The organism is Streptomyces sp. NPDC012474, assembly GCF_042955185.1.
GTDB lineage: Bacteria > Actinomycetota > Actinomycetes > Streptomycetales > Streptomycetaceae > Streptomyces > Streptomyces cahuitamycinicus.
Window position 1 is genome coordinate 89,527 of the sequence record NZ_JBIBEP010000008.1, and the last position, 19,173, is coordinate 108,699.

At 70.5% G+C, this 19,173-nt stretch carries 17 protein-coding genes and 2 pseudogenes; 8 read left to right on the forward strand and 11 right to left on the reverse strand.

The annotated features are described in order from the left end of the window. Positions 1-1,078: 1,078 nt before the first annotated feature. Together ACFY9S_RS19190 and ACFY9S_RS19195 are read right to left on the reverse strand one after the other, a co-directional pair. The gene (locus tag ACFY9S_RS19190) at positions 1,079-1,381 is read right to left on the reverse strand and encodes a DUF3040 domain-containing protein (RefSeq protein WP_391129799.1); all 303 of its coding nucleotides are present in this window, start codon (positions 1,379-1,381) and stop codon (positions 1,079-1,081) included. 551 nt (positions 1,382-1,932) lie between these two features. Beyond that, the gene (locus tag ACFY9S_RS19195) at positions 1,933-2,829 is read right to left on the reverse strand and encodes a universal stress protein (RefSeq protein WP_391129802.1); all 897 of its coding nucleotides are present in this window, start codon (positions 2,827-2,829) and stop codon (positions 1,933-1,935) included. A 289-nt stretch (positions 2,830-3,118) separates the two neighbouring features. Here ACFY9S_RS19195 and ACFY9S_RS19200 point away from each other — a divergent pair, with 289 nt between their 5' ends. Beyond that, positions 3,119-3,850 (forward strand): alpha/beta fold hydrolase, encoded by a 732-nt coding sequence (locus ACFY9S_RS19200; protein WP_391129805.1) that lies wholly within the window; start codon positions 3,119-3,121, stop codon positions 3,848-3,850. A 288-nt stretch (positions 3,851-4,138) separates the two neighbouring features. Here the strand turns inward: ACFY9S_RS19200 and ACFY9S_RS19205 are convergent, their stop codons facing one another. Genes ACFY9S_RS19205 through ACFY9S_RS19220 form a run of 4 tightly spaced genes read right to left on the reverse strand, consistent with a single transcriptional unit; the run spans position 4,139 to position 6,341 of the window. Further along, on the reverse strand, positions 4,139-4,756 hold the full coding sequence (locus ACFY9S_RS19205; protein ID WP_391129808.1) for a hypothetical protein: 618 nt from the start codon (positions 4,754-4,756) through the stop codon (positions 4,139-4,141). Positions 4,757-4,808: 52 nt separating this feature from the next. Then, complete coding sequence (locus ACFY9S_RS19210) at positions 4,809-5,600, reverse strand: hypothetical protein (protein WP_391129811.1); 792 nt, start codon at positions 5,598-5,600, stop codon at positions 4,809-4,811. Next, on the reverse strand, positions 5,597-5,971 hold the full coding sequence (locus ACFY9S_RS19215; RefSeq protein ID WP_391129814.1) for a TraR/DksA C4-type zinc finger protein: 375 nt from the start codon (positions 5,969-5,971) through the stop codon (positions 5,597-5,599). Before ACFY9S_RS19215 ends, ACFY9S_RS19210 begins: the two co-directional genes overlap by 4 nt. A gap of 34 nt (positions 5,972-6,005) precedes the next feature. Next, complete coding sequence (locus tag ACFY9S_RS19220; protein WP_391129817.1) at positions 6,006-6,341, reverse strand: TraR/DksA C4-type zinc finger protein; 336 nt, start codon at positions 6,339-6,341, stop codon at positions 6,006-6,008. A 178-nt stretch (positions 6,342-6,519) separates the two neighbouring features. On the opposite strand from ACFY9S_RS19220, the pseudogene ACFY9S_RS19225 reads away from it, so the two are divergent. The 3 genes and pseudogenes from ACFY9S_RS19225 to ACFY9S_RS19235 form a co-directional block, all read left to right on the forward strand. Then, positions 6,520-6,708: pseudogene (locus tag ACFY9S_RS19225) on the forward strand (glycoside hydrolase family 15 protein); the annotation flags it as partial. Between the two features lie 768 nt (positions 6,709-7,476). Beyond that, on the forward strand, positions 7,477-8,391 hold the full coding sequence (locus ACFY9S_RS19230; RefSeq protein WP_391130401.1) for a HipA family kinase: 915 nt from the start codon (positions 7,477-7,479) through the stop codon (positions 8,389-8,391). Then, positions 8,388-8,720 (forward strand): SelT/SelW/SelH family protein, encoded by a 333-nt coding sequence (locus tag ACFY9S_RS19235; RefSeq protein WP_391129820.1) that lies wholly within the window; start codon positions 8,388-8,390, stop codon positions 8,718-8,720. The genes ACFY9S_RS19230 and ACFY9S_RS19235 overlap by 4 nt, the downstream gene beginning before the upstream one ends. 1 nt (position 8,721) lies before the next feature. Here the strand turns inward: ACFY9S_RS19235 and aceB are convergent, their stop codons facing one another. Together aceB and ACFY9S_RS19245 are read right to left on the reverse strand one after the other, a co-directional pair. Then, complete coding sequence (gene aceB, locus ACFY9S_RS19240; protein ID WP_391129823.1) at positions 8,722-10,347, reverse strand: malate synthase A; 1,626 nt, start codon at positions 10,345-10,347, stop codon at positions 8,722-8,724. 208 nt (positions 10,348-10,555) lie between these two features. Beyond that, entirely contained in the window at positions 10,556-11,170 is a 615-nt protein-coding gene (locus ACFY9S_RS19245; protein ID WP_391129825.1) for an NTP transferase domain-containing protein, read from the reverse strand. A 243-nt stretch (positions 11,171-11,413) separates the two neighbouring features. Here ACFY9S_RS19245 and ACFY9S_RS19250 point away from each other — a divergent pair, with 243 nt between their 5' ends. After that, the gene (locus ACFY9S_RS19250) at positions 11,414-11,743 is read left to right on the forward strand and encodes a DUF5955 family protein (protein WP_391129828.1); all 330 of its coding nucleotides are present in this window, start codon (positions 11,414-11,416) and stop codon (positions 11,741-11,743) included. A gap of 455 nt (positions 11,744-12,198) precedes the next feature. On the opposite strand, the gene ACFY9S_RS19255 is transcribed toward ACFY9S_RS19250, so the two are convergent. Continuing rightward, complete coding sequence (locus ACFY9S_RS19255; RefSeq protein WP_102912795.1) at positions 12,199-12,996, reverse strand: IclR family transcriptional regulator; 798 nt, start codon at positions 12,994-12,996, stop codon at positions 12,199-12,201. Positions 12,997-13,252: 256 nt separating this feature from the next. Between ACFY9S_RS19255 and allB the strand changes: the two genes are divergently transcribed. Both allB and alc read left to right on the forward strand, forming a co-directional pair. Further along, complete coding sequence (gene allB / locus ACFY9S_RS19260) at positions 13,253-14,593, forward strand: allantoinase AllB (RefSeq protein ID WP_391129831.1); 1,341 nt, start codon at positions 13,253-13,255, stop codon at positions 14,591-14,593. 38 nt (positions 14,594-14,631) lie between these two features. Next, a complete protein-coding gene (gene alc / locus ACFY9S_RS19265) occupies positions 14,632-15,747 on the forward strand; it encodes an allantoicase (protein ID WP_391129833.1) in 1,116 nt (371 codons plus the stop codon). A gap of 57 nt (positions 15,748-15,804) precedes the next feature. Here alc and ACFY9S_RS19270 read toward each other — a convergent pair whose 3' ends face one another. After that, the gene (locus ACFY9S_RS19270) at positions 15,805-16,548 is read right to left on the reverse strand and encodes an SDR family oxidoreductase (protein WP_391129836.1); all 744 of its coding nucleotides are present in this window, start codon (positions 16,546-16,548) and stop codon (positions 15,805-15,807) included. A gap of 199 nt (positions 16,549-16,747) precedes the next feature. On the opposite strand from ACFY9S_RS19270, the gene ACFY9S_RS19275 reads away from it, so the two are divergent. Beyond that, on the forward strand, positions 16,748-17,374 hold the full coding sequence (locus ACFY9S_RS19275) for a dihydrofolate reductase family protein (RefSeq protein WP_391129839.1): 627 nt from the start codon (positions 16,748-16,750) through the stop codon (positions 17,372-17,374). 138 nt (positions 17,375-17,512) lie between these two features. Here the strand turns inward: ACFY9S_RS19275 and ACFY9S_RS19280 are convergent. Continuing rightward, positions 17,513-19,110: pseudogene (locus tag ACFY9S_RS19280) on the reverse strand (IS200/IS605 family accessory protein TnpB-related protein); the annotation flags it as partial. Positions 19,111-19,173: the final 63 nt, after the last annotated feature.

Sequence of the window (19,173 nt, forward strand, 5' to 3'; positions counted from 1 at the left end):
TGCGCGTGAGGGTCGGCAGGAGACCGGGGAAGTACCCGCCGGACGCGGCCAGGACCGGATCCGGCGCGGTGAGCGGATCCCGTCCCTGGGCGAGGTTCGCCGGCGGCTCGGCCATCGCGGCAGCCGGCCACGGTACGGCACGGTCGTATCGATATACGCTCGGTCGGCGAAGGTCGCACCTGTCTGCGGCGCCGTCGAAACAGGGAATCCTGCATCCCGGCCGGAATGCCAGACTGCCGGGCCGACCGCCATCACCTGCCTGGCGCTATGCGTCACCGGCAGGCACCGGGAAGGCAGACCAGCGCTGCTGTCGGCTGTCGAGGCCATCGGCTTCTCCTCGTCTGTGGTCGTGACGATCACACCAGGGAGAAGCAGCACAGCCACGCACGCCCGGCCGAGAACGCGCGATGACTGACGCGGTCGGGCGGACTGCCGGAGCGGCACCCGGCCTGTGCACGCCGCAACAGCGATTCAGCGCCCAAGGTCTGGCCCACGCTGGTCGGCGATGACTCGACCAGGTGAGCAACCAGCTTCGTCGACCTGCGTCTTGTCTCAGGGTCGAGAGCCCCGTACGACGACGTCAGGGGGCAGCAGCGGATTCGTGGCGTGGCCCGGCACTGGAGCACTGGTCCTGGCTGTCGCTCCCGTGCCGACCGGTCCGTGTCGCAGCACAGTGCCGACTCGCGGCGAATCCCGAAGAAGAGCAATGGGGCGCACGTACACATGTTGGCTACGGCGGCGACGGTGAACACCACCAACTGGAGAGGCACCGGAAGCCCGACTGCAACGGCTCCTGAGGGCGACCAACGCGGTCACTCTCAGCATTCCCAGTGCCCGGCAGAGTTAGATCTCCACCACTACCAGCACAGTTGAGATGATCAACCAGATCAGTCATGGAACGATTGCATGCTTCGTGTGGCTGGTGCGGGTGGGCGAATGACGGCGATCACCCCTTGGCCGCTGCTAGGGACAGCCGCGCATCATCGAAAATCGTGAGAGTTCCGTTGAATCTACTCCGTCTTGGCATGTGCCCGTTCCCGCTTCTCGATCGCTTCTCCGGCAGGCCCTGCCAGAGGCTTCACCGGTGCCCCTGGCGTAATGGTTGATAGAAACGTCCCAAGGCGTTGTCGCGGTGGGGATCGAACAGGTGCCCCGCGATACCCGCCACGACCAGGCCCGCTGCGATCAGCAGCCCGTTCGGCAGCACCATGCCAGTGACCACCATGGCCAAAGCCCCGGCCAGGACCAGCCAGGCTGGTCCGTGTCCGTACTCCCGCGGTCGGCGCGGGCGCCCGGAATCCAGGGCCTGGGCGAATCGTGGATCGCTCTGTTCCATCTGCTGTTCGAGATCCTTCAGCAGCCTTTCGTCGAAGTGCGCCACAGCTCCTCCTTCCTCGGACCATCGAGCCGGAATGGCGGCTCCGCTCCAGGGTCTCCCGCATTCCGTAGCGGCTGGAATCGGGACGAGCACCCATTTGTCTCGGAACCCAATGTGCAGGGAGGTTCAGGAATCGGTACGTCCCTGAAGTGGGGTCGTATGCCCGGTCCCTTCAAGCCCTGAGCGGCTCATCCTTTCCGGGTGGCAACAGCGGCACCCGGACGTGTCCTTCCACTACTCCTGCCGCCTGGGTGCTGGAACGCTCTGGCGGGACACACGTCAAGGCACAACATGCGTCAAGACAAGACGGCGGCGCGCTGACATCAGGCGTCCGCGGACGAGAAGGACGAGGTTGGCGATGCGTTCATTGACCGTGCGACCCGGCGAAGAGGACTCCCTGGAGGTGCGGGACGTACCTGAGCCCGTCCCGGCTTCCGGGGAACTGCTGGCGGAGGGACTGGCGGTGGGGGTGTGCGGAACGGACAGGGGGATTGTCCGGGGTGAGTACGGTTGGGCTCCCGGGAGCCCCGCCATGACCGGAGCACACGACGGGATCAGCTGTCGCGCTGAACAGGTACTACGGCGACGGGGCAGTGTGCGGTGTGCAGCACTGCGGCGCTGACCGACCCGAGCAGGAGTCGGCGAATCCCAGTGCGTCGACGGGAGCCGACGACCAGCAGGCACGCACCGGTGGAAGCTTCGACGAGCAGCGGTCCGGGTGAGGAGTGCTCAATGCGCAGGTTCACTTCTACGCCGGGTTGGCGGTCGCGCCGTCTTCTTAGTTCGGAGTCGAAGAACTCCCGCTGGCCGCTTCTGACCCCTGTGGGGTCCACCGGGACGGTTGTGATGGCCCCTGTGGGAGACGTGGCGACATCGAAGGCGCAGTGCACCACGTCGAGACGAGCACCGCGCAGACCGGCTTCCAGATACGCCATGTCCAGGGCCCGCAGCGAGACCTCGTCGGTGTCGACGCCGACCACGACACTATTGTCCGGCCGCTCCGCCGTCTCCGAGGGACGCACGATGATGACCGGGCCCTCGGCGTGTGTGGCGACCTGCCAGCTCACCGATCCCAGTGGCAGCCGGGCAAACCCACCACCGCCCCCATGGCCGATCACGATCAGCTCCGCATCCGCAGAGCGTTCGATCAGCCCGTCCGCCGCAGTACCCATGATCAGCTCGCCGCCGACGAAGAGGCCGGGAACCTCATCGCGGGCCAGTCGCTCGTAATGCTCCACGAGCTGGGCACTCGCCTTGGCCGCAGAGCGGCTCTCCTCCTCGTCGGAGACGGATCCTCCGGGCAGTGGCAGCTCCAAGGCGTGCGCGATGTGCAGGGGGCGTGTGTGCAACGCTGCCTCGCGGGCTGCGAACCGCACGAGATCCTCATGGCCAGGCCCCCTGTCGATACCGGCCACGACGGGGCGCTCCGGCTGCTGCATGGCACTGGTCATGGCTACTCCCGGCGGGCATCGGTCCCAGGGCCGTTACGAGTACCCGAACCCGGGCGGCTCCAGACGCCCGCCGGTGACGCCTCTGGGCGGGGTGGAACGAAGCCCGCAGGGGGCCAGGAATCTCGAGTGGAGCATCTCCGGGCGGCGTTGCTCGGGCATGCGCTGCTGCCGCCCCGTCGCTCGCGCTCCGCCAGGCACCGCAGTTGGGCTGAGCACTCCAGCGTATTCCTTGATCGCGAGGGAGACCGCGCCGGTAGAGTCGGCTGGACGGTACACCCTGGGGGAACCGATGACGGCAGCGGATGCAGTGCCCATAGTCTTCGTTCACGGGACGCGCTTCAGCGCGGGACAGTGGAGCGTGCAGCTTGCTGCACTCCGGGACGAATTCCCGGTAGTCGCCGTCGACCTGCCCGGCCATGGGCAGCGCTCGACTCAAGCCTGGAGCCTGAGCAGGGCGACAGAGATCATCACTTCCGCGGTGGACTCGCTCGACCGTGGGCCAGCTCTGGTCGTGGGGCACTCGCTCGGCGGATACGCCTCGCTTGAGTTCGCGCGGCGTCGTCCAGAACTACTGCGCGGGCTGATCCTCGCGGGAGCCAGCGCCTCCACCCGCGGCCTTTGGGCAGCGCCATATCGGTGGGTCGCCAGACTGGTCCCTCGCGTACCGGCGGATTGGCTGGCCCAGTGGAACGACCGGTTACTGCGGCGGCTCTATCCACCAGAAGTGGTGGAGGCGACCATCCATTCCGGCTACGCCTTCCATACCCTGCCGGCAGCCTGGGGCGAGGTACTGGGACGCTTCGACGCGGGCGCGATGCGCTTTGTCAAAGCTCCGGTACTGATTCTGAACGGCGAGAAGGACGCCGTCTTCCGGAGCGGCGAGGCGGAATTCGCCCGCGCACATTCCCACGCTCGCGTCGAGTTGATCCCGCGGGCAAGACATCTCGCGAACTTCGACGACCCAGACGCCTTCACTGATGCCGTTCGCCGCTTCGCTCGGCAGCTCCCTGCCGTCAGCTGAGTGCGCCATCGCCGGAGGCCCGGCACCCCGTGCCCACCAGCCAATTGCGGTGCTCAGCCACGGAGTCGCTGGGTGGATTACAAAACCGCGCCGGAGTGCTAGTACTTCATCTCCACACCGCGAGCATCCCAGAGAGTCTTCGATGACAGTCCGGCCGGGCCCGGAAGCCATGGAGCGGTCGGCGAGCCGTGCAGTCCGGCCGACGAGGGCCTACCCGGTGCGTGGATTGCGGGCCGCTGGCCTTCCAGAGAGCCGATGACCCAGCCGCCGGCCGGCAGGCGCTCGGACTCATGGGGAGGTGGTCCACCGGCGGGCGGTCTGCTGCCATTCGGTCTCCCATGCGCGCATGCGGCGCTGGTCCAGGACGCGTGCGGTGAGGCGGTAGGCGAGTGTGCCGGTGATGAGCATCGTGATGCCAGTGAGGGCGCCCGCGCCGACGGCGCGGTTGCGGATCCCATCCGGGGGCATGGGCGGTTTGGTCAGCGTTCCTTCGGCGTTGGTCCACACCTCTACGCGGTGCCCGGCCGGAAGACCGGGGTCGACGTCGGTGGTGGCGGTGCGGGCGGTGCCGTCGGGTGCGGTGTAGCGGACCTTGACCGGGTACTGGGTTTCTCTGGCTTCTGCTGAGCCGGGCTCCGGGTGCCCAGGAGCGTCGTTGAGGAGCACGGCCGTGGTGTCACCTCCGGAGCGGGCCTGTTCGTTCGCGGCGGCGGTGAGCCTGTCGTGCACGGTGGTGCCGACCGCCCACGCGGTCAGGGGGGCGGTGATCACCACGGTGATGGCGAGGATGAGGCCGATCCATGCCTGGAGCAGGTCGTTTGGGCGGCGCAGTGGGTTGCGCCGCCACCGCCACCATCGGACGGTGCGGATCGGCGGCGGCTGAGCTCGCGGAATCGGGTCGGGCACGTCGCCTCCAGCCACGAGTCGGGGGGAGCAGGAGCCGCTGGGGGCAGCTCCATCACGGGGTGGGGTGCAAAGGGGGCCCCAGCGAGGGGTGGTGCTGGGCGGAGCGCAGGGCCTCGGCGGCTCCGCGCACGGCGGCCGTGTGCGGCTGGGGCACCGGCTGAACGGGCGCGTGCAGCTGCGCGGACAGCTGGGAGACCAGCTCCGGGCGCAGGGCCCCGCCCCCGGCGAGCAGCGGCCCGCGGTCAAGGGCGTCGACGAACTGCGGCAGCGGATCGTCGCGCATCATCGTGGTGACCACGGCCGTGATGTCAGTGACCAGATCCGCCGGGCCGCTGTCCTCCAGGCCGCGGGTGCCCCTGGCTTCCCGCCGGGCGGTCATGATCTCGCCGTCAGCCAGCAGCGCCACCTCGATCAGGTGGAAGCCGATGTCGATCACGAGCAGCGGACGAAACGGGTCGGCGCCGGTGGCCAGGGCGATGGCCATGACGCTGTCGAGCGCCAGCACGGTGCGCGGGCGCAGCGTCTGAAGGGCGCCCACGGCGGTGGTGTAGTGCTGCTGGCCGCTGAGGACCGGCATGGTGAACGCGATCACCGGCTGCGCGTCCTTGGGGATGCGGTGGGCAAGCAGGCGGGACAGCATCCGCGCGGTACCGGCCGGATCGACGATGGTGCCGCGCTGGACGGGATGGGCGGCGAGGTCGTCCGGGCCGGTGACGGTGGGCACGTCGATGATGCCGTGGCGGCCGGCTGTCCAGGCGCGGGTTCGGGCGCTGCCCAGGTCGATGGCGATCGCGGGGCAGCGTCGGCAGGCCGGCCACCGAGGGCGACGAATGATGGTGATCATGAGCGGGCCTCCCTGACCTGGTGGCAGCGCCCGCAGTAGCGGGCCTGCGGCACGATGCGCAGCCGTGCCGGCTCGATGGGGTGTCGGCACTGCTGGCAGATGCCGTACGTGCCCTGATCCATGCGCTCGAGAGCGGCTTCGACGTCGGCGAGGACCATGCGGGCCGAGGCACACAGCTTGAGGTGGACCTCCAGCTGGGCGACCGCAGCGCGTTCGCGGGCGCGCTGGGCTCGGGCGGGAGCGCCTTGCCAGAGCTGGGCGAGCTGGTCCAGGCGAAAGGCACGCTGTTCGTTGAGGTTCTCCCGCAGCGCAGACAGTTCGGCCGCGCTCAGGCCCGTACTGCTGACGGCATCGATGACCTGCTGGTTCACGACTTCACCACTTTCCACAGGGAGGCCGCGCTGATCAGCCGGCGCGCTGCCGGCAGGGCACGCAGCACCGCGCGTACGGCAGGATCTCCAGCCGCTCCATCGGGATCGACCTGCCGCACCCCTGGCAGATGCCGTACGTGCCCTGCTCCAGCCGCCCGAAGGCGGCGTCGATCTCCATCAGCGCCTGTTCGATCGCCCCCCTCTGCACGACCTGTAGACCATCGGTCTGCGGAACACCACCGGAGGCTTCGTCGACAGCCTGCAGCTGGTCGAGACGTGCGCTGCGCTCGTGTTCCAGACGGTGGCGTGCCTCAGGCACACTGAGGCGTTCGACAGTAGAACCAGCGTGGGCCGTGGAGTTCAGCGACATCACGAAACAGTCCCTTCCCACATCAGCCGAGCAGGGAGACCACCGCGTTCACGGACACTCTCCCCTTGGCCCTCCACCCTCATCGCCAGGGCAGGAGAAGGCCATCGGGCGCAGGCCCCATTTCGTTGAGAACACACAGTGCAGACGGTCCAGCCGGGTGCCGGGCCGGCACGGTTCAGACGGGGGCATCCGGGAGACCCGCGGCGGTCGCAAAAACTTCCTGTACTCGCGCCTGATGTGCTGGGTAGCGATCGTGCGGGCGATCCGCATGGCCAACCGCCGCGGGCTGCCCGCCGACCTGTCCCGCTGGCAGGAGTCCCGCGAGGAGCGCGGGGAATTCGTGGACCCTCGCGATGGATCCATCATGCTTGCCGACTACATCGCCTCGCATTGGGCGCCGGGCACCAGGGGCGTTCCAAGGACCCAGGACAACCAGGAGCGCAGGGCACGCCTTCACACCATTCCGCATCTGGGCGAATTCCCGCTCCGGAACATCACGGCGGCCGAACTTCGCGCGTACATAGCCACGTTGGAGACGACAGTCTCCTCGGTCGACTACCGGCGCGGCATCTTGTCCGAGCTGTCGAGCATTCTGGAGGCTGCCGTCGACGACAAGCGGCTCGCCAGGAACCCCATGAACGCGAAGTCCGTGCGCTGGCCGAAGGCGCCAAAGGAGCGACGCGAAGCGTGGCCGCTGGAGACGGCGCTCCGAGTCCGTGATGGGATCGGTCCGCGGCACCGAATAGCCGGCGTCGGCCAAGGCCGGCGTCATTCCGCCGCGCGCCAAGGGTGCGAAGGACTGGCAGTGGGAGGCGGCGCCGAAGGACGGTTTCCACGAGCTCGGCACACCTACGCCTCGATCATGCTGGAGGCGGGGGAGTCCGTGGTGACGCTGGCGCGATGGCTCGGGCACTCCTCCCCGGCTGTCACGCTTGGTTACTATGCTCACTTCATGCCGGAGGCCGGAAGTAGGGGGCGCACCGCTATTGACGGACTGCTGGGGAGAACGGGAGACGAGCATGCCAGCCGAAACTCCCCAGATTCTCCCCAGGATTGAACGGGGAGGTTTCCCGGATTGCACCGCGTTGGAGCCGGCCGTGAAATGTAAGGCAATCGAAGTGTGGGGCCTTTGAAGATGCTGAGAGAGGTCACCGCGACCCGCTACATCGAACCCCTGCGATCCGGAGGTTCCGTCCCCGGAGTCGTCGAGGCCGACGACCTCGGCACCTACGTCGTGAAGTTCACCGGCTCCGCGCAGGGCCGCAAGGCACTCGTCGCCGAGGTGATCGTGGGGGAGCTGGCCCGCGCCCTCGGGCTGCGCTTCCCCGAGCTGGTCCTGGTGCACTTCGACCCCGCGATCGCTGACGACGAGCCGCATCAGGAGGTGCGGGGCCTGCACGCGGCCAGCGCGGGCCTCAACCTCGGCATGGACCACCTGCCGGGCGCCCGGGACTTCACCCCGGAGATCGCCCGGGTCTTCCCCGTCGACCCGCTGGAGGCGGGGAAGATCGTCTGGCTGGACGCCCTGACCGTGAACGTCGACCGCACGGTCCACAGTTCCAACCTGATGGTCTGGCCCACCCTCGGCGTCGCACCCCCGCGCCTGTGGCTGATCGACCACGGCGCCGCCCTGGTCTTCCACCACCGCTGGGACGCCACCGACCCCCGCAAGGCCTACGACTTCCGGCACCACGCCCTCGGCCACTACGGGCCCGACGTCCGGGCCGCCGACGCCGAGCTGGCGCCCCGCGTCACCGAGGAGCTGCTGCGGCGGATCCTCGCCGAGGTCCCGGACGCCTGGCTGGCCGACGAGCCGGGCTTCGCCACCGCGGACGAGGTGCGCGAGGCGTACGTGACGTATCTGCACGCGCGCGTGCAGGCCTCCCGCCACTGGCTGCCCACAGGCTTCCCCACCCGGGAGGAACTCGCCGCCGAGGAGGCCCTGCGGACGGCGAAGAACCAGCAAGGACGCCCCGCGTGGCTCAAGCAGGTGCCCGACCTGCACGGCAAGCCCGCGGTTCAGCAGGATGGGTCGGTGCACCTCGGATGACGGACGTTCAGCGGATCGAGACCGAACGGTCGGGGGACTCCCCGGGCGCCGCGCGGCGGGTCGAGATCGAGTACTGCACCCGGTGCCGCTGGCTGCCCCGCGCGGCCTGGCTGGCGCAGGAACTGCTCACGACCTTCGAGGCCGAACTCACGGAACTGGCCCTGAAGCCCGGCACGGGCGGGGTGTTCGTGGTCCGCGTCGGCGACGAGGTCGTCTGGGACCGGCGCGAGCAGGGCTTCCCGGAGCCGACGGCCGTGAAGCAGGCCGTACGCGACCGAGTGGCCCCGGGGAAGCCCCTGGGCCACTCGGAGAAGCCGTCCGCGCAGTGAGTCAGCCCTTGAGCTGCTCGTACGCCGGGAGCGTCAGGAAGTCGGCGTAGTCCTCGTCGAGGGAGACCGTCAGCAGCAGGTCGTGCGCCTGCTGCCAGTTGCCGGCCGCGAAGGCCTCGTCGCCGATCTCGGCCTTGATGTTCGCCAGTTCCCCGGCGGCGACCTCGCGGGCCAGATCGGCGGTGACCTGCTCGCCGTTGTCGAGGACGACCTCCGCGTTGATCCACTGCCAGATCTGGGAGCGGGAGATCTCCGCGGTGGCGGCGTCCTCCATCAGGTTGAAGATGGCGACGGCGCCCATGCCGCGCAGCCAGGCCTCGATGTAACGGATGCCGACCTGCACGGCGTTGACCAGGCCCGCGTAGGTGGGCTTGGCGTCGAGCGAGTCGACGGCGATGAGGTCGGCCGCCTTGACGTCGACGTCCTCGCGCAGCCGGTCCTTCTGGTTGGGCTTGTCGCCGAGAACCTTGTCGAAGGACTCCATGGCGATCGGCACCAGGTCGGGGTGGGCGACCCAGGAGCCGTCGAAGCCGTCGCCGGCCTCGCGGTCTTTGTCGGCGCGGACCTTCTCGAAGGCGACCTTGTTGACCTCCGCGTCCCGGCGGGAGGGGATGAAGGCCGCCATGCCGCCGATGGCGTGGGCGCCGCGCTTGTGGCAGGTGCGGACGAGGAGTTCGGTGTAGGCGCGCATGAACGGGGCCGTCATCGTCACCGCGTTGCGGTCCGGCAGGACGAACCTGGCGCCGCCGTCACGGAAGTTCTTGACGATGGAGAACAGGTAGTCCCAGCGGCCGGCGTTCAGCCCGGAGGCGTGGTCGCGCAGCTCGTAGAGGATCTCCTCCATCTCGTACGCGGCGGTGATCGTCTCGATGAGGACGGTCGCGCGGACCGTGCCCTGCGGGATGCCGCAGTACTCCTGCGCGAAGACGAACACCTCGTTCCAGAGGCGGGCCTCCAGGTGGGATTCGGTCTTGGGGAGGTAGAAGTACGGGCCCTTGCCGAGGTCCAGCAGGCGCTGGGCGTTGTGGAAGAAGTACAGGCCGAAGTCGACGAGGGCGCCGGGCACCGGGGTGCCGTCGGCGTCGACGAGGTGACGCTCGTTCAGGTGCCAGCCGCGCGGGCGCATGACGACCGTGGCGAGTTCCTCGTTCGCCTTGAGGGCGTAGGACTTGCCGGACTTCGGGTCGGTGAAGTCGATGGTGCGGGTGTAGGCGTCGCTCAGGTTGACCTGGCCGAGGACCACGTTCTCCCAGGTGGGCGCTGAGGCGTCCTCGAAGTCCGCGAGCCACACCTTTGCGCCCGAGTTGAGGGCGTTGATGGTCATCTTGCGGTCGGTGGGACCGGTGATCTCGACCCGGCGGTCGTTCAGGGCGTCCGGGGCCGGGGCGACCTTCCAGGAGTCGTCGGCGCGGATCGCGGCCGTCTCCGGGAGGAAGTCGAGGGTGGAGGTGCGGGCGATCTCGGCGCGGCGCTCGGCGCGGCGGGCGAGGAGCTCGTCACGCCGGGGTGTGAACCGCCGGTGCAGCTCGGCCACGAAGGCGAGCGCCGCTTCGGTGAGGACCTCCTCCTGCCGGGGCAGGGGCTCGGCGTCGACGATGGCCAGCGGGGACGGCGCTGGTGCGGACATGAACGGTCACTTCCTTCAGCGAGCTGTGAAGACGAGCCGGCGTGCTTGGCACCGGGTGCCAGTCTTCCCGGATACGGCGTTCGGCGTCCGCGGAGCAGACGGACGCTTCTGAACAGTGGATACTAGTTTCCTCATGGTGGAAGTTCAATCGTCTGTTGATGTCGAGATTCTCCGGGTCGAGGCAAGGTGGCGCTCCGTGCCACCCCGCTCACTCCAGGTGGGCCAGATCGGCTTCGGTGTCGATGTCGAAGGGCCGGGCGACGTCCCCGCACTCGACGAGGGCGACCTCCGGCCGGTGCTCCTTCAGGTAGGCGCGTGCCCCTCGGTCTCCTTGCGCAGTCGCGGCGATGCCCGCCCAGTGGGCGGCGCCGAACAGCACCGGATGGCCGCGCACGCCGTCGTACGAGGCGGAAACGAGCGATTCCGCGCCGGTGTGGGCCGCGAGGACCCGGGTCACCGCCTCCGGTCCGACGCCGGGCTGGTCGACCAGTGACACCAGGGCGGCCGAGGCGCCCGTACCGGCGAGCGAGCCGAGCCCGGCGCGCAGGGAGGTCCCCATGCCCTGCTCCCAGTCGGGGTTGTCGACCAGGACGCATCCCGGCAGCGAGGCCCGGGCGCGCACCTCGTCGGCCTGGGCGCCCAGGACCACGTGGACGGTCGCGCAGCCGCCCTCGCGCAGCACCCGCACCGCGTGCTCCACGAGAGGCCGTCCCCGGTGCGGGAGCAGTGCCTTGGGCCGCCCGCCGAGCCGCCGTCCGCCACCGGCCGCCAGCAGCAGTCCCGCAACCGCCGGTGCCTCGTTCGTCGTCTCCCGTGTCGTCATGGCTCCTGCATACCGCACGCCCCGTACAGGGGTGCGACAGTGCGGGGGGCGCGTCGGACGGGCGTGCGCCTCGGGCCAGAAAGTCACTCAGCGAAACAAGTCGATGACGCAATGGACTGGCGCCCGGCGGTCCGCGTCGTTTACTGTCGCCCGCACCGACCGGCCGGGTCTCCGACGGCTGCCCGGTGTGGGGGACTTGGCGTCGGAAGGGCATGCGCACGGTGAGGTGCGAGGGGGAGGACTGTGTTGCGGAGCGTCGAGCAGAAGCGGCAGGGGCCCGTGACCGGCGGCGACGAGGACCCGCGCGTGACGGAGCTGCGCTCCGCCGTGTCGCGGCTGCGCCGCCGGCTGGCCGCCCATCCCGGCGAGTTCGCCGACCGGACCATCGCCGAGGAGGAGCTGGCCGCCGTGGCCGCCATGGCCGCCGAGGGCATCCCCGAGATTCCCTGTCTGCGCCGCTCCCTGCTGCTGATCGCGGGCGCGATCGGCTCGGTGAGCGCGCTGTCCGCGGAACTGACGGAGGTCCGGCGGGCGGTGGATCTCTTCGGCGGGCAGGTGCGGGGCCAGGGCTAGTCCCTCCCTGCGCGCCCGGGGCCCGGGAGACGCCGGGCCGGCTCCGGGCCGTGGGGTTCCCGTGCTGACGCGGGGCTGATCCGAGCTGTGGCGTTCCGTGCGGACCGGACGCCGGGCCGGCCCGAGCGCCGGGTGCCGAGCTGACGTCGGGCTGTCCGGGCCGCCAGGTTTCCGTGCGGACTCCGGGCTGGTCCGGGCCGCGGGGGTGAGTGCGGACGCCGGGCCGGCCCGAGCGCCGGGGGCCGTGCGGACGTTGGGCGACCCGAGCGCCGGGTTCAGCGCTGACGCCGGGCTGTCCGGGCCGCCAGGATCCCGTGCGGATTCCGGGCTGGTCCGGGCCGCGGGGGTGAGTGCGGGCGCCGGGCCGGTTCGCGCGCAAGGGCGCGCGCGGAGTCGTCGTCGTCACGGCCCCGTCAGGGCGCGGTGGGGGTGCCGGGCCCTGCGGGTTCGTGCCGCTATGCGGGGCTCTGACTCGCGAGCGCCTCGGACAGTTCCCCCGCGACCTGCTGGAGCACCGGCACGATCTTGTCCGTCGCCGCCTCCGTGACCCGTCCCGCCGGGCCCGAGATGGAGATGGCCGCGGCGGTGGGGGAGTCCGGTACCGGGACCGCGAGGCAACGGACCCCGATCTCCTGCTCGTTGTCGTCGATGGCGTAGCCCTGCCGGCGCACGTCCTCCAGGGCCGCGAGGAAGCCGTCGGGCGTCGTGATCGTCTTCTCCGTTGCTGCGGGCATGCCCGTACGGGAGAGCAGCGCCCGCACCTCCTCCGGCGGGAAACCGGCGAGAAGGGCCTTGCCCACGCCCGTGGAGTGCGGCAGCACCCGCCGGCCGACCTCCGTGAACATCCGCATCGAGTGCTTCGACGGCACCTGGGCCACGTAGACGATCTCGTCCCCGTCCAGCAGGGCCATGTTCGCCGTCTCGCCGGTCTCCTCGACCAGTCGCGCCAGGTACGGCCGCGCCCAGGTGCCCAGCAGCCGGGAGGCCGACTCGCCGAGGCGGATCAGGCGCGGGCCGAGTGCGTACCGCCGGTTGGTCTGCTGACGTACGTACCCGCAGGCCACCAGCGTGCGCATCAGCCGGTGGATGGTCGGCAGGGGCAGGCCGCTGCTCGCGGACAGCTCGCTCAGGCCCACTTCCCCGCCCGCGTCCGCCATCCGTTCGAGCAGGTCGAAGGCGCGCTCCAGGGACTGGACGCCGCCGTTGGCGGAGGACCGGGCGGAGTCGGTGGTGCTGGCGCTGGACGTCGGCACGGCGCGTTCCTTTCGGGGCGGGCGGGAAGGGCAGAAGCCTACCCGGGAGTCGGTTGACTCCCCGCTTGTACATAGCTACGTTCTGCGTACTGGAAGTCTAATTCCGCTTTGTGGAAACGTCCAGGAGTATGCGCCAAGGGGCACCGCGGTCAAGTGTGCCCTTGACGTCGGGTAAGAGGGAGTGAAGACTCCTTCAACAGAAAGTTGAATTCCGTTACGCGGAAGTAGCGGAAGTGACGGGACGTAAGGGGTTCGGGTGTCCGACGCTGAACTGGTGCTTCGCTCGACGCGTGTCATCACTCCCGAGGGGACGCGCGCCGTATCGGTCGCGGTCGCCGACGGCACGATCACGGCCGTCCTCCCGTACGACGCGCCCGTACCGGAGAGCGCCCGCCTGGAAGACCTGGGCGACCACGTCCTGCTGCCCGGCCTCGTCGACACGCACGTGCACGTCAACGACCCGGGCCGGACCGAGTGGGAGGGCTTCTGGACCGCCACCCGCGCCGCGGCGGCCGGAGGTATCACGACCCTCGTCGACATGCCCCTGAACTCCCTCCCGCCGACCACGACCGTCCCGCACCTGCGCACCAAGCAGCGGGTCGCCGCCGACAAGGCGCACATCGACGTCGGCTTCTGGGGCGGCGCGCTGCCCGGCAACATCAAGGAACTCCGCCCGCTGCACGAGGCGGGCGTCTTCGGCTTCAAGGCGTTCCTGTCGCCGTCCGGCGTGGACGAGTTCCCGCACCTGGAGCGGGACCCCCTCGCCCGCACCATGGCCGAGATCGCCGCCTTCGACGGACTGCTCATCGTGCATGCCGAGGACCCCCGCCTCCTCGCCTCCGCCCCGCAGCAACCGGGCCCCAGATACGCCGACTTCCTCGCCTCCCGCCCCCGGGACGCCGAGGACACCGCCATCGCCCAGCTCATCCGCGAGGCGAAGGCGCTCCACGCGCGCGTGCACGTCCTGCACCTGTCCTCCAGCGACGCCCTGCCGATGATCGCCGAGGCGCGGGCGGAGGGCGTGCGCATCACCGTGGAGACCTGCCCCCACTACCTGACCCTCACCGCCGAGGAAGTCCCCGACGGTGCCAGCGAGTTCAAGTGCTGCCCGCCGATCCGCGAGGCCGCCAACCAGGACCTGCTCTGGCAGGCGCTGGCCGACGGCACCATCGACTGCGTCGTCACCGACCACTCCCCGTCCACCGCCGACCTCAAGACCGGCGACTTCGCGACGGCCTGGGGCGGCATCTCCGGGCTCCAGCTGAGCCTCGCCGCGGTGTGGACCGAGGCCCGCAGGCGCGGGCACGGCCTGGAGGACGTGGTGCGCTGGATGTCCGCGCGCACCTCCGAACTGGTCGGGCTCGACGACCGCAAGGGCGCCATCGCGGTGGGCCGCGACGCCGACTTCGCCGTCCTCGCACCCGACGAGACCTTCACCGTCGACCCGGTCGCCCTCCAGCACCGCAACCGCGTCACGGCCTACGCCGGCAAGACGCTGCACGGCGTGGTCAAGTCCACCTGGCTGCGGGGGCAGCGGATCGTCGCGGACGGCGAGTTCACCGAACCGAAGGGGCGGCTTCTCACCCGGACCCACTGAAGCCCATCCCGGACACCCGAAAGGAAGACCTGATCATCGTGACGGCGATCCCCAGCTTCACCGGCGACGCGAACCCCTACCAAGGCGGCGACCCGTACGCGGACTACCGCACCGCCGACTTCCCCTTCACCCAGTGCACCGACCTCGCCGACCGGCGCCTCGGTGCCGGTGTCATCGCCGCCAACGACGAGTTCTTCGCCCAGCGCGAGAACCTGCTGGTGCCCGGGCCCGCCCAGTTCGACCCCGAGCACTTCGGGCACAAGGGCAAGATCATGGACGGCTGGGAGACGCGCCGCCGCCGGGGCGCCTCCGCCGGCCACCCCTGGCCGACCGCCGAGGACCACGACTGGGCGCTGGTGCGTCTCGGCGCCCCGGGCGTGATCCGCGGGATCGTCGTCGACACCGCCCACTTCCGCGGCAACTACCCGCAGGCCGTGTCCGTCGAGGGCACCCGCGTCATCGGCTCCCCGTCGCCGGAGGAACTCCTCGGGGACGACGTCAAGTGGACGACCCTCGTCCCGCGCACGCCGGTCGGCGGCCACGCGGCGAACGGATTCGCCGTCGACGTCGAGCAGTGCTTCACCCACCTGCGGGTCAGCCAGCACCCCGACGGCGGCATCGCTCGCCTGCGCGTCCACGGCGAGGTCGTCCCCGACCCGGCATGGCTGGAGGCGCTGGGCACCTTCGACGTCGTCGCCCTGGAGAACGGCGGCCGGGCAGAGGACGCCTCCAACCGCTTCTACTCGCCCGCCTCCAACACCATCCAGCCGGGCCGCTCCCTCAAGATGGACGACGGCTGGGAGACCCGCCGCCGCCGCGACCAGGGCCACGACTGGATCCGCTACCGGCTGGCCGCGCAGGCGCAGATCCGTGCCCTGGAGATCGACACCGCCTACCTCAAGGGCAACAGCGCCGGCTGGGCGTCGGTGTCGGTCAGGGACGGCGAGGACGGCGACTGGCAGGAGATCCTGCCCCGCACCCGCCTCCAGCCCGACACCAACCACCGTTTCGTCCTGCCGGCCCCGGCCGTCGGCACGCACGCGCGCGTGGACATCTTCCCCGACGGAGGCATCTCCCGGCTCCGCCTGTTCGGCTCCCTGACCCAGGAGGGCACGGGCCGGCTGGCGGCACGCCATCAGGAACTGGGCGGCTGAACCACGCCGTGACCGTGGGGCGCACCGGCCGGACAGCACCGGTGCGCCCCACGTACCTCACGCCGCGTGGCCTCCGTCCACCGAGAACTCCGCCCCGGTCACATACGTCGCCCCCGCCAGGTAGGCGACCATCGACGCCACCTCGTCCGCCGTCCCGAACCGCCCCAGCGCCGTCATCGCCGCCTGGCCGGCCGCGTACGGCCCGTCCGCCGGGTTCATGTCCGTGTCGATCGGGCCGGGAAGGACGAGGTTCGCCGTGATCCCGCGTCCGCCCAGCTCCCTGGCCAGCGCCTTCGTCAGACCGGCCAGGGCCGCCTTGCTCGTCGCGTAGAGCGTCCCGCCGGGCCCGGGCACCCGCTGCGCCATGCAACTGCCGATCGTGATGATCCGCCCGCCCTCGGGCATCCGCGCCGCGGCCGCCTGAGAGGCCAGGAAGACACCCCGTACGTTGACGTCGAGGACCCGGTCCACATCCGCGAGCGACAGGGCCTCCAGTGGCCCGAGCACCCCCACACCGGCGTTGTTGACCAGGATGTCGAGCCCGCCCAGCGCCTGCGCCGCCGCGTCCACCACTTCGGCCGCCTCCGTCGCCTGCGCCGCGTCCGCGCGCAGCGCCACCGCCCGGCGCCCCAGCGCCTCAACGGCCCGTACGACGTCCCCGGCCGCCTCCTTGCCGTTCACATGGCCGACGGCCACGTCCGCGCCCTCCCGCGCCAGCCGCACCGCCGTCGCCGCGCCGATTCCACGGCTCCCGCCGGTCACGAGAGCCACCTTGCCGTGCAGAGTTCCTTGAGAAGTCATGGGTCCATCCCAGCGTCCGCACGACACCGGCGCTGGCGGCGAACGGACGTCGAGGTGAGACCGGCGACAACGCCGTGCGGGTGGCCGCAGGCCTTCCAGTGCTCCACTGGGCGGGCGTACGGCCCAGCGATGAGTTGCGGAGGCCGGTGGGGTCTGAAGTGATGACATCAGGACCCACACCAGGAAGCAGGCACCCGCCATGGGCAAGCTCGTCTCCACCCTCTTCGTCACCCTCGACGGCGTCTACCAGGCCCCGGGCGGGCCGCAGGAGGACACACGGGGCGGTTTCACCCACGGCGGCTGGAGCTTCCCATACGCCGACGAGGACTTCGGCCGGTTCATCGGCGAGGTCTTCACCCGCCCGGGGGCCTTCCTGCTCGGCCGCCGCACGTACGACATCTTCGCCACGTACTGGCCCAGGGTGACCGACCCGGCCGACCCGGTCGCCTCCCGGCTCAACTCCCTGCCGAAGTACGTGCCTTCCTCGACCCTGACGGGCCCCGGCTGGGCGGGCACCACGGTGCTGACCGGTGATCTCGCCGAGGACCTCGCTGCCGTGAAGGAGCGCACCGACGGCGAGGTCCAGGTACACGGCAGCGGCGCCCTCGTCCGGTCCCTGCTGGCGCTCGACCTCGTGGACACGCTGCACCTGCTGACCTTCCCGGTCGTGCTCGGCTCCGGCTTCCGGCTGTTCACGGAGGGCGCCGTACCGACCGCGTTCGAGCACACCGGCGGGAGCGTCACCGGCGCGGGTGTGTCGGTCCAGACGTACGACCTGAAGGGCCGCCCGGAGTACGGCGAGTTCGGCCTGCCGGAGGACGCGTGAGGGTGCGGGAGCGCGGGTGAACTTCCCGCGAACGCAGATCGTCGCGGCAGCGACCGACGCCAAGCCGAGAATGCGCTACACCGGCGGCCCTCTGGCCTTCGGCGTACCCCTCCGTGATCAAGGCGACGGCTTGCGCCAGACCGTCCGTGCAGTCGCGTACGGCCGCGCTGACCGACTCCAGCGGGAGCATGTCGTGCTGAACCGTTCTTGGACGGTCCGATGCCCCGCAGCATCACTCTGGTGCTGCGGGGGCGGTGCCGTCCGTCGCCTGATCGGTGTCCGAGGGCGCGTCGCCCGACCGCGATGCTCGCCGCATCGTGCCGGGAAATCGTGCGGGCCGGAGTGCTCAGCGGTTTCTGCCAGTGCTGGGCACCCCACCGGGAGGTATAGGCAGGGTCGACCGCGACGACAGCGATGGCTTGTTCGGCGGCCATCGACACCAACCGGGCGCGGAGTTTCGCGGTCGGGAAGCGGGAGATCAGCCGGCGGAAGCGTTTGCTGCGGCCGTGCTTCTCCCGGCTGGTGCCGTCGGTGAAGTCGAGGTCTTCGATGGCGATCGCGGCCGCCCCACACCGTTGCGTGTAGTGCAGCAACCGGGTCAGGGCGTGCCGGAGCTGCGCGTTCCGGTGATCCGCGCTACCGGACAGGTCGTAGAAGAAGCGCTGTGGTGCGCCGACCGGATTGCCGTGCACATCGAGTCGCCAGGCGGCCAGGTGGTCATCGTTCATGTCCACCCCCACCACCCCCCGGGCCAGCGCCGCCTCAAGCGGGAGTACCGGGGTGGCGGCGCGCTGCCAGGAGGCTGTGACATACCAGCGGCCGCGTCCGGTGTCGTGGTGGATGCGGTACGCCACCGCCCGATTCGCGGTGATCCGGTCGCGCCACTGCGTGTCCCGGTGCTGGAACCGCACGGTCGCCTCCAGCACATACCGGCCGTGCGCAGCGTTCGCCAGATGAGCCAGCGGGGCGGGAAGCTTGATCGAGAGCTGTCCGGTGTCGGTGACGCGGATGGTCTCGTTGCCGAAGCGCTTGCCGGACTCCCCGTCCGCGGCCAGAAACATCCGCTCCGCTTCCCACCGCTGCCGCCACCGCTGTTCGCTCAGCCCGGCCGCCGCCAGGTGGTGGCGGGTGCGGGCGAGGCGCTTGCCGCCGCGCACCACCCGTACCCGGCCCGCCGCCCAGTCCGCCTCCACCACCGCGAGACGGTCCCTCAGAACCTGCAGGCGACGCGCCTTGGCATGCCACTCGCCCCGGGAGGCATACCCGCGCACCAGCCCTGCCCGCTTGTCGGCCCTGGCGCCCAGCGGACGGGCAAGCCGCGCCTCGACCGAGCCGATCTGCCCCCGCAGCCAGCCCATATGGACGGCCTGTCCGCGCCGCGCCAGCGCCCACTGGTCATGGGTGGCCTTGGTGATACTGCCTGCCCAGCGCGCCGACGAGCGCCCGGTCAGTTTCCGCTTGCGCACCGCCCACGACGTGGCATCGTGCGCCACGCCCTGCCGGGTCCGCTCCGCGAGATCACCGGCGGCCAGTGACCCCAGCAACGTTCCGACCTCGGTCAGCACCACCGCATCCGCCGCCGACACCCGCAACCGGTCCCGGATGGCCACCCCGGAAGGACCGGGCACCGCGAACGACGCCGTCAACTCGCTTAACGCGCCCGCCCGTTCACCCCCGCCCGCCCCGAAAGCCTCCGTCACGACACTCAACGAGCACCACTCGCAAAGGTCACCCATTCGACCCAGGAACTCTCGTTCCCCTCTCGCAGCGGGACGCAGAGCACACCGCATCCGAGAAGA